This is a genomic window from Pseudomonas sp. RC2C2 (assembly GCF_018390435.1).
In the GTDB taxonomy this organism is placed as follows: domain Bacteria; phylum Pseudomonadota; class Gammaproteobacteria; order Pseudomonadales; family Pseudomonadaceae; genus Aquipseudomonas; species Aquipseudomonas donghuensis.
This window is the reverse complement of sequence record NZ_JAHBAX010000002.1, coordinates 364,054-377,074: the sequence shown is the minus strand read 5'-3', so window position 1 is coordinate 377,074 and position 13,021 is coordinate 364,054. Positions and strand designations below refer to the sequence as shown.

Here is a 13,021-nt window from a genome sequence, read left to right as displayed (position 1 = left end):
GATGGCGAGAACGCACGTTCAACTCATCGAGAAGGCGATCGCAAAGCGGAAATTTCAAGAAGAGGTGGCGCGGAGACACCCTACCGGGTGAAGTCTTTGGGACAATCCTTGGCCTGCCCAGATGCGCGCGAAATCTTGTCACGGTATCTTGCACCCACTAAAAGAATCGACTGCAGCCCGTCCTTTTCAAGCAATAAGGCAGAGCAGCCCAAGTTGCAAGATTCGCTCGATGTAAAGCAGACGTTCTGACCCGTGAACCGATAAAGATTCGCTGGCCAACCCGAGCAATCATACAGCCCCAGCCCGGGGCAGAAATACTCTTCAACCTCTCCGGCAGCGATTATATTGGATCCAATAGCATCCTGGAGGCTCCCTGCAGCAAAAACAGGCATACATGTAAATGTAGAAGCAAGGAGAAAGAGTGATCGTTTCAGCATGTGCAGTTCTCAAGCAGACTTAAATACAACTCTGTTCTTAAGATAGCTAATTTATATTCCAAATCAAATAATACCGATTGTAGTGGTCTAATGATTCCGGACACCTATTTAGGCGAGAATGCTCGCCATAGAGAGGTGTCTGATGACCAAACAACGTCGTACCTTTACCCCAGAATTCAAGCGCGAAGCTGCCAGCCTGGTGCTCGATCAGGGCTACAGCCATATCGATGCAGCTCGATCACTAGGGTTGGTTGAGTCTGCCCTGCGTCGCTGGGTCAACCAACTCCAGCAAGAACGAGGCGGTGTCACTCCTACCAGTAAGGCGCTCACGCCCGAACAGCAAAAAATCCAAGAGCTGGAAGCTCGAATCAATCGGCTGGAACGGGAAAAATCGATCTTAAAAAAGGCCACCGCGCTCTTGATGGCCGAGGAGCACGAGCGTTCGCGTTAATTGATCAACTTCGTTCTGAAGAGCCTGTTGATCTGTTGTGCTCGGTATTTGAAGTCACCCGATCTTGCTATTACGCGCACTGCCGCAAGCGCCGATCTCCGGACGTTGAGCGATTGGTTTTACGCAGCCGAGTGAACGAGCTGTTCACTCAAAGCCGCAGCGCGGCGGGCAGCCGAAGCATCATGCTCATGATGCGCGCGGACGGCATAGAGATTGGGCGATTCAAGGTGCGCAAGCTGATGAACGAAATGAAATTGATCAGCAAGCAACCTGGCTCACATGCCTATAAAAAGGCGACGGTGGAGCGGCCGGATATCCCGAACGTGTTGGATCGAGAGTTCACTGTGTCGGCGCCGAATGAGGTCTGGTGCGGTGACATCACGTATGTCTGGGCTCAAGGTCGCTGGCACTATTTGGCGGCTGTGATCGATCTGTTCGCCCGTCGCGTGGTGGGCTGGGCGTTTTCATCGAAGCCTGACGCTGACCTGGTTATCAAGGCTTTGGATATGGCCTATGAGCAGCGTGGTCGGCCTCAGAACGTTCTGTTTCACAGCGACCAAGGAAGCCAGTACGGCAGCCGAGGCTTTCGTCAGCGACTGTGGCGCTATCGCTTCAAACAGAGCATGAGTCGACGTGGAAACTGCCACGACAATGCACCGATGGAACGGTTGTTTCGCAGCCTGAAAACGGAATGGATACCGACCGTGGGCTATATGAGCGCTTCGTTAGCACAGCAGGATATCGGCCGGTTTTTGATCCAGCGCTACAACTGGCAACGGCCACATCAATTTAACAGCGGGCTGGCGCCCGCTGTGGCCGAGGAAAAACTTAACGCAGTGTCCGGGATTAGTTGACCACTACAGATTAACCCTGCCGTGGGGTCCGGCAGCACGGCTCAGCGTTATGCGCTTTCGGATGCGCCCTGGGGAGCCGCTGGTTACTCGCTGACGCGTTACGCCGCTACTGCGATCGATATCGAATGCAGTCTGTCATCCCGCAGCGCTCGATGAGACGCAGCGCCAAGCCCGGCCTTGCGCCGGGATTGTCATGCCTGCCAATTGCAAAAAGCCCAGCACGGGGCTGGGCTTCGTTGGCGTACTCAAATGGCCTTGGACACGCTGCAGCGAATCGTATCAACGATCGTTCTTGGAAGACGACCTGACCGCGTTGCTCAGCCCTTTAGCATTATGATCACCCGGCGTGGTAGCGGAGATTGCAGTTGACTTGGACAAACCGCGGGTGTCCTTGGAATGAGCAATGCCGGAAGTAGAAGTGCCATGACCATTATCGTCATTGCGGTCGCTACCGTAGCGGTTACCACTCACGCCGTGATCACGTGTCGCCTTACCGGCATGATCGCCGCCAAAACTGGCACCGTTACTTTTACCACCATGGCTGCCATTTCCTGCACCCATGCCGCCACCGTGGCCGCCTCCGTTTCCACCGCCGTGGCCGCCGCCGTGGCCACCACCACCCCCTTCACCCCTTGCGTAAGCTGAGCCGATAGGAGAGAGATCGGCCGGCAACAGCGCCGCCGTCCCCATCACAAATGCACAGGCAAAAACGGCCACCAGGGTTTTCTTCATTTTTTGTACGGCTCCAGAGGTAGGACTAAGTACCTGGTAAGACTGACCACGATCTCTTAAGTTCTTGCCCTGCCGACGAAATGCAGCCACCGCTACTGCGGGCTCGGTCTCGCTTGTGTCTGTGAGGTACAAGATTACCTTTCATCGGCTACCCCATAACTGGCTTCGTAGGCGCTTGTCGAATGAAGGCAAATGGCCATAACCTGTGTGTGGTGGAAGATTCCACTACAAATAAATACACATGGAGTCATGCCTGATGAACGTCGTTTCTCTCGTGATTGCCGCTGTCCTTTCGTTCTCTTCGGTCGCTGCGTTTGCGCACAGTGGTGGTACCGACGCCAAGGGTTGTCACACCAACCACAAAACTGGCGGCTACCACTGCCACTAATCAGCCGCAAAGCCCGGCAGTTGCCGGGCCTCCACCTTGACTCACCCGAGGTGACCGGATCTTCCCTGCAGCCCCAGTGTCGTGCTTGGCTAGAGCTTGCGCAGTATTGCTAGAGACTTGGATGCTAAGCGTAGAAGTACCGGAGCCAATAGGCTTCCCGGCAGGCACTGTTAAAGCTGATGTGGCAAGGGCTAACCGTTTTGTCGAGCGGCTGGCGAACGATTTCGTAGCTAATCCAGCATTCAGCGCAGGCTGCGTCGCCGGGAAAGTTATCCTGCTCCGCGAGCCGTTTGATGAGTGCGCCGTCATCGAAGGCATAGATGTGTTCCTCAGCGCTGACGGTGAACCCCTGGTCGAGCCAGGTTTCTTGATTCGAATGTTCAAGATGCGCGATGCGCGGCGAGGACAACCCCAAGATGGCACTGACGTAGTTGGCGAGGTGATCCAAGTGAGCCATGGGCTATGTCCACAGGTGATTTAGAGCGGCTAGCGAAAGTGCCAAGGGAGAGGTGCAACTTTACTAGCCAGGTTCGCGGCTCGACAAATCTGCGTAAGCATCCGGCGAAGTCCTCGACCCGGATGCTGATGTCACATGCCCTAGATAGTTGCGAGAAGTAAACCGGTGGACCAGTCCTCACACCGCGTACTCATGAGCTGCGGCTGTGGGACGACACGGTTACTCATGTTCAGCGGCCAACATTGATCTGAACTGTAGAACAACCTCTGGCGATAGCCCCGCAGCTTCAAACACTGCGCAGGTGAAGCTAACAGGTGCAGGGCCTGGTGCAGTAATGATCCGGTCTGCAACCATAGCGCCTGTACAGCTGTGATACAGAGCCTCCCCTTTATAATTTGCAGCCTTCTGTTTTAGGAAATCAGCGCTGTTCGAGGTGTGAGGCGTCGTGTTGAGGAGGTCGGCCCTCGCCAGAGCCAGCGTTGCGCCACATATTCCAGCGATTGTCGCCCCCGCGAGTCGGCTAGCGCGAAGAAAGTCTCCAATATCTGGCGCTTCTGCTTGCTCCCAGACCATGCCTCCGACGATGACGACAACATCTGGTTTCCAGTCCAGGCATTGTTCCAAACTGCTATCCACCGTTACGGCCAACCCTCCCTGCGAGAAGAACTGCCCCGGAGCTGGGGCAAAAAAGCGGACGTCGATTCCGTAAAACGGTGATGCGGTGCCTGCAATGAAAGCGTATTCCCAATCAGCAAAACCGGGTGTCAGTACCAAACCTATGCGTGCCATCTGTCAGAGTCCTCCTTGAATCCCGGGAACATAAAGCGGTAACAACCGGATTTCAAGGCTTGTTTTAGGCAGCTCTTTGCCGATCACGTCGTCTTGGCTGCAGGGTCTCAACGCAGATATGCGACGATGTCGCCTGCGAACTTGCTCCGACCAGCGACAGGGAACAGGCCGCGAGCACTGGGCCAGACTGAACGCCCTGCCTCGCTACATGTTCCTGCTGCGCCCTTCTAGGCCCACCAACCTCCGCCGGCTTCAGCACTGGTGACAACTCACCGATATCTACCAACATGCCAGCTATCGGTGAGTTGTCACCGGCACCACTGCGCCTCACAGGGCACGCCGTCGTAGTCACCGTCCATCTCCATGCCTGGGCAATTTTGCAGAAAGTTTTTGGCCTCTTTGCACGAGGAGCATCTGGGAACAATATTTGCGCCCATCGCATTTGAATGGCGGTGAAACAAGCTTCGGAGCAATCGTAACTGAAGAGGCTGCTGTGGGAGGCGATAGCCGGACCTCAGTCAAGGATTGCAATTGAGGGGAAAGCTTCCAAGCCAACAGACCAACAACGAGCGCTACCAAAATCAGTTTCATTTTGATCCACCCGTGATGAGAGGCCGTTTGCATTTGCGCGTTGCCTGCTTTCCAGCGTAACCCACTAATCCACGTTCAGCCTGCCGGTAGGCAGGTGAGAAAGCGGCCACCGTCCACTTCCTCGCTCCCAGTCAGGTTCATTCCGACCCGGGCCATGCCGGTGATTTTCACGTCGAGCAGCTGCGGGAAAACATCGGGGCCTGGCCCTGAACCAAATATCCAGGCGCTGATAGTCGAGCGCCCAAGGCCTGACAATTACCGATCAGCAGCAGAACCGAGCGCCTGATGGAGCCTGTACGACACCAACATAAAGAGCCCCACCTTGAGAACTAGTGGCTAGATGGTTGCTCGCCAACCAGGGGAGGAATGCCGCCCAAGGCCTAGCGCTTGTGGCAAAAATGAGAATCGTCTGATTTCGAATTCGAGGTGGCGTAGGTAGCTTCACCTATCCATTTTGAACGAGTACGAATTAGCAATGAACTTACACAATTCGGAATTAACGCAAAGCAAGCAAGCAAGCAAGCAAGCAAGCAAGCAAGCAAGCAAGCAAGCAAGCAAGCAAGCAAGCAAGCAAGCAAGCAAGCAAGCAAGCAAGCAAGCAAGCAAGCAAGCAAGCAAGCAAGCAAGCAAGCAAGCAAGCAAGCAAGCAAGCAAGCAAGCAAGCAAGCAAGCAAGCAAGCAAGCAATTATAAATTAAAACCAACTTTACTTGCAAGTGTTCTTATTGCAATTTCTGCTTGTGCGCCTACCGTGCAGCACGAAACTTCTGCAAGCACTCCCCTTCGCGATGAAGCCAACAAACTCAAAGCTGAAAACCCGGATTACCATTGGGAATTTATTGAGAGGCCAGGCAAGTAATGGCACTCAACAACATAACATGGCTGCTGTTCACCCTATTGCTCTGCGCCAGCACTTCATCAATGGCCGCAATTTGCACACCAGTATCAAATTTCAAGACGCTTATACTAAATAGTTCACTTAGCGATATGAAACTTGATATCCCCCGAGATACACCTGATGGCACCACTGTCTACGAACAGTCTATGGGCAGCGTGGGCGACACAGCCTCATATGACTGCAGCGTCAACACCAATATGGGGCTTATTGCTAATCCGTCCTTCAGCACCCATACTACCAAGGGCTACTTGTTCGCGATGCCCGGGACCGGACTGTCCTGGTACATTAAAAGTGGGGATAAAAACGAGGGCCTGCCCTCCTATGACGACAACGTTGTAACAACAACAGGTAGTCGATATCTCATGGGTGCTACCTATACGCTCGGCTTGGTAAAAACAGGTAATATTCCCACCAATACCAAACCGATCAACGGGCTACTGGCCACCTATAAGAAAGGTGATCTGGAACTTATCAAGCTCTATCTTAACTTAACCATTACCCATCAATCTGCCTCCTGCAAAAGTCCGGACGTGCAGGTCAATATGGGCACTGATCACACCGTCAGCAGCCTTGACACTGCAAACACGCCCAAGGTCGCCTTCAACATTAACCTGATTGACTGCCCAAAGGCGATTAACAAGATCCATTACACGCTCAAAGCCAACACTTCCATTATTGATGCACGAGCGGGAATTGTTGAGTTAAGCGCCGACTCAATCGCTCGCGGGATTGGCCTTCAGCTATTCAACGAAAATAGTCAACCCATTGAACTCGAAAAGAGTCAGGTCTTCACCGACAGCACCGGCAACAGTGGTGGAAACTTCCAGATCCCCCTCAAAGCGGCCTACTACCGAATACCCAATGAATCACTCACACCTGGCACGGCAAACTCGAGTGTGACCTTCATCATGAGCTACCTTTGAAGCCTCCCTCAATGAAGGGTCTCGCTATAACCACTCAGGGCGCGCAGCTGGTATTCGGTGACAGCCTGGTAAAGCGACTCAGCCTCCAGCCGCAGGCGCTCGACTTCCTTTGCCGGTTGACCGGCATCCAGGGCTTCAGGATAGCGGCGCAGCGCATCGATGGCCTGCTGAATCAGCGGCTCGCCAGCCTAGATTACTCCCACCAGGGTCCTCTTCACGCTTTGTCGCTCTGGCCATTTGATCAAAGCAGTATAGGCCATCGGCCATTTCTTCTTAGCTGCAGAGCGCGCCAGATCAATGACGACCGCCAATGTCTGGTTCCGGCCATAAGCAGCCGCTGGACAGAGTAGTAACTAATAGGTAGCGTCGATCTCGTGCACTAAATCTTTACCGCAGCTGAGCTTGGCGTATTAAACGGAGGCGTTGCAATGACAACAATCGATGTGAAATCCCGATTCAAAGCAAAGCTTCTTCGTCCGGCAACGCCTGATAATGATACGTCCTGGGCGTTTGTAGTACTGCCAAAAGACGCGAGTGAACAGCTTCCAAGGCGAGGAAGGACGACTGTTGAAGGCACAATCAATGGGCACCATTTCCAGGCAACCCTTGAGCCGGATGGTCAGCTGAGCCATTGGTTGCAGGTAAGTACAGAATTACTCGAAGCCGCCGGTGCGGCCGTTGGGGATATCGTGACTCTAGCGCTAACCCCTGTGAAGAAGGAGCCCGAGCCCGACATCCCAGCAGATTTTCAGGAGGCACTGGCAGCCTCTCCTGAGGCTCGTACAGTCTGGAACAATACAACGACCATCGCACGAGTAGACTGGATACACTGGATCACTTCAGCCAAGCAACTTAAGACGCGCGCAAAACGAATTGGTAATGCCTGCGATATGCTTGCATCCGGTAAGAAGCAGGTTTGCTGTTTCGACCCGTCCGGCTACTACAGTAAGGCCTTCCGTGCGCCTGAGGCAGAAAATTGTTAAATGGGACATTCCGTTGAATACGCCCAATAATGCATTCAAATCGCTCACCGGGACCGGCTAAAAATGGCCTTTTAGCTTAATTGTCATGAATGTCTGCAGCGGGTTGTGGCTTCAACCGGTGGATGCAACACACTGGATTTTGCGAGGGCTTTGGAAGTTGCAGCAAAACAGTTGCTCGCACTTCAGAAACGGGAACGGTCCTGTGTCGCGAAATGAGGGCGCAGCCCTCGCAGCATTCGATAAGCACACGCGATCAGCCCCGTTCGCGAGCTTCAGCTACGCAATCGATCCCACTGCTGCACCATAAACACCCCCGCACTCCCAAGCCAGGCCAACCACGCGGATGCCACCTGCCAATGGCTGAACACCGCCAGCGGCTGGCCCATGAAGAACACGGTCGCAATCAACGAGAGCAGCAGCGCCATGCCCACCAGCGGCACTCGCAGCAGCGCGGTCAGCCAGCGCGGGGCGCCCCACCTTTTCAGCACAGTGAGGCCGCCCAACAGCAATGCCCCGATGATCAATAGAAACGGAATGCCAATCATGGCCATCGCCGGCTCCACTTCGCCGCCATCCTCGCCAGGCACGTAGAAGCTTGCGAACCAGAGCTCGCGGCACAGCACGTGGGTGAGATAGATCACTGCAATTGGCGCGAGCGGGTAGATCAGCACGCTGATCAGGGGGTTGCGGGTGTTCATGGTAGCCACATCCTTGTGCTTGGGTGCAGTCAACTACGGCAGTGGATAGCTCGGCTTGTAGTCCCGGTCGCGGAACGGTTCATTGCCGTAGGTGAATTCGTTGACCTCGCCGCCAGTGGAATAGGTGACAGCAGGTTTGGGTGTCAGATGCCAGCCATCTCCTTGTGCGTCGCGCTCGACCAGGCTGAAGTACATCATACACTTGCCTGACAGTAGCCGTTTATCCCGGCCGCAGACGCTGGGCAGAGATCAGCCCGACCGGCAACTGCGCCGTAACCGCCAGGCGCTAGCTCGGCCAGTCGGTCACCAGTAGCAACGCCGCCCCCCCCGCCGTGCGTGTCAGCCGCCACGCTAGCTGTGCACAAAAACAAGGAGACGCCTCAGGACTTCTACGCCAATGACGCGGTATGGAATGCGGTCTACAAGAAAGCAGTACCGGAACTGAAAGACGCCATGGACTTGGCGTACCTGACGGGCCAGCGCCCCGCGGACGTACTGGTGATGAGAAGGGACGATATCGAGGCGGTTATCTGGTTATGCAGCAGTACAAGACACGCGAGAAGCTGCGCATCATGCTCTCGGTGGACGGCGTAGCTAACAGCCTGGGCAAGCTGATCAAGCAGATGGCCGCACGGAACCAGGAGCACAGTTCCAGCTACTTGATTGTCAGAGCGCGAGGTAAGCGCATGTCTGCACCGATGCGACGTAATTGCTGGGACGAAGCTTGAGTACTGGCCAGATCGACAGCTCTGGAGGAAGGCGACAGTCTCTTGGCCCCCCAATGCTTGTGGACCGAGGACTTGCACTGGTCCTCAGTGACCTTGCCGAAATGGGGTATGACGCGGAGTGGTGCGTTGTTTCAGCAGCAGATCTCGGAGCGCCCCATAAACGGGACCGCATCTGGCTCCTCGCCAGGAGATCGGACACGAATCTGGCCCACTCCAGTGGCCAGCATGGCCAAAGGCTCCTCCCCCAAAGCACTCACCCGCAGATCGGGAGCCGACCGCTCCAACGATCGCCTAGATCATGCAGTGATGGCCCAACACGGTGGCCATCTGAACCCGACATGGGTCGAGTGGCTTATGGGGTGGCCTTCAGGATGGACCGACTTAAAGCCCTTGGAAATGGGCAGGTTCCGCGCGTGGCAGCAACAGCATTCCACGGATTGCATACAGGTCAGTGGTGAGGTGACAGCATGAAAGAAACCAAACCTGTAATCATCTCCAGTGCTTTCAACCACAGTCCTGTGACGCACCTCGGAGAGCTACTGACCGAAGATGAATTAGCCAGTATTACCGGCTACCAGACGCCCTCCAGACAGATCCAGTGGCTCTCCTCAAACGGCTGGCAGCATCTTCTGAATGGCGCCCGGCGGCCAGTTGTAGGACGCCTCTATGCCCGTCTCAAACTGGCCGGACTGAAACCGTCTGAAGCGAATGCCGTGACCGAGACATGGACGTTCGATCTGAGCCGAGTGAACTGATACATGCGCTTGAAAAAACCGCGTAATCGTGACCTGCCGCCGCGCATGCTGCGGCGGGTCCGCAAATTGAAAAGCGGAAAACAATGGGTTGGGTACTACTACGACGGGCGCGACGCAAATGGCAAGCGCGTCGAGATCCCGCTCGGCACTGACCTGGATGTTGCCAAAATTGAATGGGCCAAGCTTGATCGCAAGGCCGTACCGAAGATCACTCGCCTGCTTGGTGACGTGTTCAACCGCTATGAGAGAGATGTCATACCCGGGAAGATGCCGCGTACGCAGAAAGACAACCTGCTATGCCTGAAGCAGCTCCGAGCAGCATTCGCTGATGCACCGATCGATGCAATCACGCCACAGATCATTGCCCAGTACCGCGACAAACGATCAGGCAAGGTACGCGCTAACCGCGAGATATCTCTCCTGTCGCACATTTACAATATGGCGCGGGAATGGGGGATCACGGAAAGAGAAAACCCTGCCGCGGGCATACGCAAGAACAGGGAGCGGCCGCGGGATTTCTATGCAGGGCCGGAAATTTGGAATGCTGTGTACGAATGCGCCGTCGATGAATTACGCGACGCCATGGACCTGGCCTACCTGACCGGCCAGCGTCCCGCCGATGTGCTTTCAATGCGGGCCCGGGACTGCGATGAAGGTTATCTACAGGTTGCCCAGCGCAAAACCTCTAAAAAGCTGAGAATCGCACTTTGCTCGGAAGGCAAGAGAAATGATCTGGGCGCTCTAATTTTTAAGCTGCTCCGCCAACGGTACGAGCGCGGTGTTCGCAACCCGTACCTCATCAACACACCAGACGGGCGAAACGTGACCGCTTCAATGCTCAGGTTACGATTTGACGATGCCAGGAAGGCTGCAATAGCAAACGCAATGGAGGCGCACGATGGCGCTTTAGCAGAGCAAATCCGTAACTTTCAATTCAGAGACATTCGTCCAAAAGCGGCCAGCGAAATTGATGACTTGAATCAAGCCAGTCGCCTTCTGGGGCATACGGACAAGCGGATTACCGAGACAGTGTATAGACGAGTTGGTGAAATAGTAAACCCGACCCGTTGACAGCAGAGTCAGGCATAGTGACACCCTCGTCAGATATCCAGCAGCAGTTCAATTGCTCCGAGCGAAAAATCTGGGAGCAATTGAACGAGCGCTTAATCAATGGGGCACTTGCTCAAGATAAAGTCCTGAATATCGTCCAGAGTAGCAGAGCAATCCCACATCAGATCGGCCTCGCACAAACCTTCGGCATTGAGCGCGGCGCGCATCATCTCGACCTTGTTCGCCCCCCCCCAGACGCTTCTGCCGATCGGGAGCGCCTTGGCCGGATTCTTCTTGTCGATTTCGGCCACCCCCGTTGCAAGGAAGTGATCCCAGAGAGCCTCGTGGTAGGAAGCATACTGATCAAATTCCAGCGTCTTTTTCTGCAAGGCGACTTGATGCTTTTCATATCCTGACCACAGAGAGGATACGGCCGCCCAGATCGCACTTACCGGCAAGAAGTTTTCAACTTCGCGACCAGCCGTCCAGAGGAACAATCCGGCCTTGGAGCGCCCATCATTGAGCTCATCAATTTCCTTTTTGATCCGCTGCGCTCCGACTTTTAGGAACGTTGCAGGATCGGCGTCATCCGGCGCCGAGCGGAGATCAGAATCTACAATAATTACGGGGTGACGACACATACTCAAGAGATCAAAGGTCGATCCAAACTGAGCCTCATCCGCTACCGAAAGATACGAGATCAACGCTCCGCCGTATTGCATGAAGGTGTAGTGGAAACCCTCGATCAGTTTCTTCTCAGTCAGGCGCGGCACCAGCCAGTGTCTGTAAAAGAACAACTCGGTCGGCCCTTCCACCCAGATAACGACATTGGCTGTAAACAGGGTTGATGCGGGGTGCACGCCCAGTGCTTCCAGGGCCATGAACGCATCGCGCCGATTCGCCACAGGCTCAACCCCGAGGTGTATGTTGGTCGAGTTATAATCATAATTCGCAAAACATCTGAACACTTTTCCTGAGGCAGAAAAGACTGGCGCGAATTCCGGCGCATGAGTAGCAAGAACAAACTGCCTTCCATCAGCAAACATCAGATCGAGCAGTCGCACTCTTCGCGTTGGATGCAATCCGTTTTCAGGTTCATCCCAGAGAATAATACAGTTGGGTTGGCCCAGCCGCGTCAGGCTGAAAAACGCCAGGGAGATTTTTGTTCCAGAAGATGCGTTTTCATGAGACACACCGTTGATGTGAATAGCCTTGGTATCACCAACAAGAGACACATCAACATCCGACTGCAACAAATGTCCCAGTCGCCCTACCGACTCCCAATATTTTTCATTATCGTGCTTACGCCCTTTCTTCTGTTCAAGCAACTTATCCAAAAGCTCAGGAATGGCATCCTGATAGAGCTGACGCGCATCCACGTACTCTGCGACGGGAAACCCAAGGGCCGTGAATAGTCCATCAATCAAGACTCTGCCGACTGGCTCTTTACTGCCAAACGGATCTTCATTTATCAGAAATCCATATTCGGAGAACTGTTCTTCTTGCTCCTTAATAATTTCAGACAGCGCATTCCGATCAGAAACCAACTGTTGACGATGGCCTTGGGTAACACTGGGATGCTGGGCCTCTTCGGAAACTTTACGATGCATCTCCAGATTTTTATTCAGCTTTATCTTCAGGTCAGTAACAATAGTCTTTGTAGGCGACTCTTCACTAAACCACCACGTCGAAGTGCCGACACAGAGTTCAGTAATCGTAAATTTATTACCGTCACACTTTATTTTGACTTGAACGAGGTCACCAACCTCAAGCCGAGCGACGACACTCTCCCCCTCAAATCGCCTAAGCTTCTCGTTTCTAAAGTGAAGTATCGCCTCACTGAAACAATCCCAAGAATCATGCTTCGGCACTACATCAGATATCGTCCCGCGCTCGAGTATCTCGAAGGCAAATTTCAGAACTCGGAGAACCGTGCTCTTCCCCACACCGTTCGGCCCGGTAAGCACGGTGAGCGCGTCCAGCCCCTCAAGCTCCAGATGATCAAAGCCCTTCAGTCCGCGAAAACTGCAATAAACAAACTTCATAGTTACCCAGCCACTCCTGGCGACAGCGGACTCCTGTCGTATCCAAAGTTTGATGAATCGTTACACAATGATTGAAGTAACTTTAATCGCGAACGCTATCAAAATGCCACTCCGTCGTCTAGCCAACGGCTCGAGCCCGCTCGATGGATAGGAGGCAGGTCATCAGGAAGTGCGCATCCTCGCGCTCGCCCCTATGGCGGCAGATAGTCTGTGAGGAACGGTTGCGGAAATGATCCGAAAAAT

At 54.2% G+C, this 13,021-nt stretch carries 15 protein-coding genes; 9 read left to right on the top strand and 6 right to left on the bottom strand.

The annotated features are described in order from the left end of the window. Nucleotides 1–579 precede the first annotated feature (579 nt). A protein-coding gene (locus KHO53_RS20200; RefSeq protein ID WP_213570014.1) for an IS3 family transposase occupies nucleotides 580–1,742 on the top strand; the annotation gives its coding sequence in 2 pieces (ribosomal slippage) (nucleotides 580–832 and nucleotides 832–1,742; 1,164 coding nt in all). Nucleotides 1,743–2,021: 279 nt separating this feature from the next. Here the strand turns inward: KHO53_RS20200 and KHO53_RS20190 are convergent. Beyond that, nucleotides 2,022–2,474 (bottom strand): hypothetical protein, encoded by a 453-nt coding sequence (locus KHO53_RS20190; RefSeq protein ID WP_081492838.1) that lies wholly within the window; start codon nucleotides 2,472–2,474, stop codon nucleotides 2,022–2,024. A gap of 241 nt (nucleotides 2,475–2,715) precedes the next feature. Here KHO53_RS20190 and KHO53_RS25860 point away from each other — a divergent pair, with 241 nt between their 5' ends. Further along, a complete protein-coding gene (locus tag KHO53_RS25860; RefSeq protein ID WP_349628569.1) occupies nucleotides 2,716–2,862 on the top strand; it encodes a YHYH domain-containing protein in 147 nt (48 codons plus the stop codon). Nucleotides 2,863–2,986: 124 nt separating this feature from the next. On the opposite strand, the gene KHO53_RS20180 is transcribed toward KHO53_RS25860, so the two are convergent. Both KHO53_RS20180 and KHO53_RS20175 read right to left on the bottom strand, forming a co-directional pair. Further along, a complete protein-coding gene (locus KHO53_RS20180; protein WP_051636734.1) occupies nucleotides 2,987–3,319 on the bottom strand; it encodes a hypothetical protein in 333 nt (110 codons plus the stop codon). Between the two features lie 219 nt (nucleotides 3,320–3,538). After that, nucleotides 3,539–4,108 (bottom strand): DJ-1/PfpI family protein, encoded by a 570-nt coding sequence (locus KHO53_RS20175; RefSeq protein ID WP_010225504.1) that lies wholly within the window; start codon nucleotides 4,106–4,108, stop codon nucleotides 3,539–3,541. A 1,066-nt stretch (nucleotides 4,109–5,174) separates the two neighbouring features. On the opposite strand from KHO53_RS20175, the gene KHO53_RS20165 reads away from it, so the two are divergent. The 3 genes from KHO53_RS20165 (at nucleotide 5,175) to KHO53_RS20155 (ending at nucleotide 7,502) form a co-directional block, all read left to right on the top strand. Next, on the top strand, nucleotides 5,175–5,396 hold the full coding sequence (locus KHO53_RS20165; RefSeq protein ID WP_213570710.1) for a hypothetical protein: 222 nt from the start codon (nucleotides 5,175–5,177) through the stop codon (nucleotides 5,394–5,396). 160 nt (nucleotides 5,397–5,556) lie between these two features. Further along, nucleotides 5,557–6,519, top strand: coding sequence for a fimbrial protein (locus KHO53_RS25645; RefSeq protein ID WP_249684630.1), 963 nt, complete (start codon nucleotides 5,557–5,559; stop codon nucleotides 6,517–6,519). A 428-nt stretch (nucleotides 6,520–6,947) separates the two neighbouring features. Beyond that, nucleotides 6,948–7,502 (top strand): YdeI/OmpD-associated family protein, encoded by a 555-nt coding sequence (locus KHO53_RS20155; RefSeq protein ID WP_036994611.1) that lies wholly within the window; start codon nucleotides 6,948–6,950, stop codon nucleotides 7,500–7,502. A gap of 272 nt (nucleotides 7,503–7,774) precedes the next feature. Here KHO53_RS20155 and KHO53_RS20150 read toward each other — a convergent pair whose 3' ends face one another. Further along, a complete protein-coding gene (locus tag KHO53_RS20150; RefSeq protein WP_036994610.1) occupies nucleotides 7,775–8,200 on the bottom strand; it encodes a hypothetical protein in 426 nt (141 codons plus the stop codon). Between the two features lie 33 nt (nucleotides 8,201–8,233). Further along, nucleotides 8,234–8,398, bottom strand: a complete 165-nt coding sequence (locus tag KHO53_RS20145) for a hypothetical protein (protein ID WP_213570709.1) — start codon at nucleotides 8,396–8,398, stop codon at nucleotides 8,234–8,236. A gap of 338 nt (nucleotides 8,399–8,736) precedes the next feature. Between KHO53_RS20145 and KHO53_RS25640 the strand changes: the two genes are divergently transcribed. The 4 genes from KHO53_RS25640 to KHO53_RS20125 are packed head-to-tail and all read left to right on the top strand — an operon-like array spanning nucleotide 8,737 to nucleotide 10,754. Next, nucleotides 8,737–8,928 (top strand): hypothetical protein, encoded by a 192-nt coding sequence (locus KHO53_RS25640; protein ID WP_249684629.1) that lies wholly within the window; start codon nucleotides 8,737–8,739, stop codon nucleotides 8,926–8,928. Nucleotides 8,929–8,981: 53 nt separating this feature from the next. Then, nucleotides 8,982–9,386, top strand: a complete 405-nt coding sequence (locus KHO53_RS20135) for a DNA cytosine methyltransferase (protein ID WP_213570708.1) — start codon at nucleotides 8,982–8,984, stop codon at nucleotides 9,384–9,386. Between the two features lie 9 nt (nucleotides 9,387–9,395). Next, nucleotides 9,396–9,683 (top strand): DUF4224 domain-containing protein, encoded by a 288-nt coding sequence (locus tag KHO53_RS20130; protein WP_213570707.1) that lies wholly within the window; start codon nucleotides 9,396–9,398, stop codon nucleotides 9,681–9,683. Between the two features lie 3 nt (nucleotides 9,684–9,686). Beyond that, nucleotides 9,687–10,754 (top strand): tyrosine-type recombinase/integrase, encoded by a 1,068-nt coding sequence (locus KHO53_RS20125; RefSeq protein ID WP_213570706.1) that lies wholly within the window; start codon nucleotides 9,687–9,689, stop codon nucleotides 10,752–10,754. Between the two features lie 92 nt (nucleotides 10,755–10,846). Here KHO53_RS20125 and KHO53_RS20120 read toward each other — a convergent pair whose 3' ends face one another. Then, nucleotides 10,847–12,778 carry an ATP-binding protein gene (locus KHO53_RS20120; RefSeq protein ID WP_213570705.1) on the bottom strand — a complete coding sequence of 644 codons (1,932 nt, stop codon included), beginning with the start codon at nucleotides 12,776–12,778 and terminating at the stop codon, nucleotides 10,847–10,849. Nucleotides 12,779–13,021 lie beyond the last annotated feature (243 nt).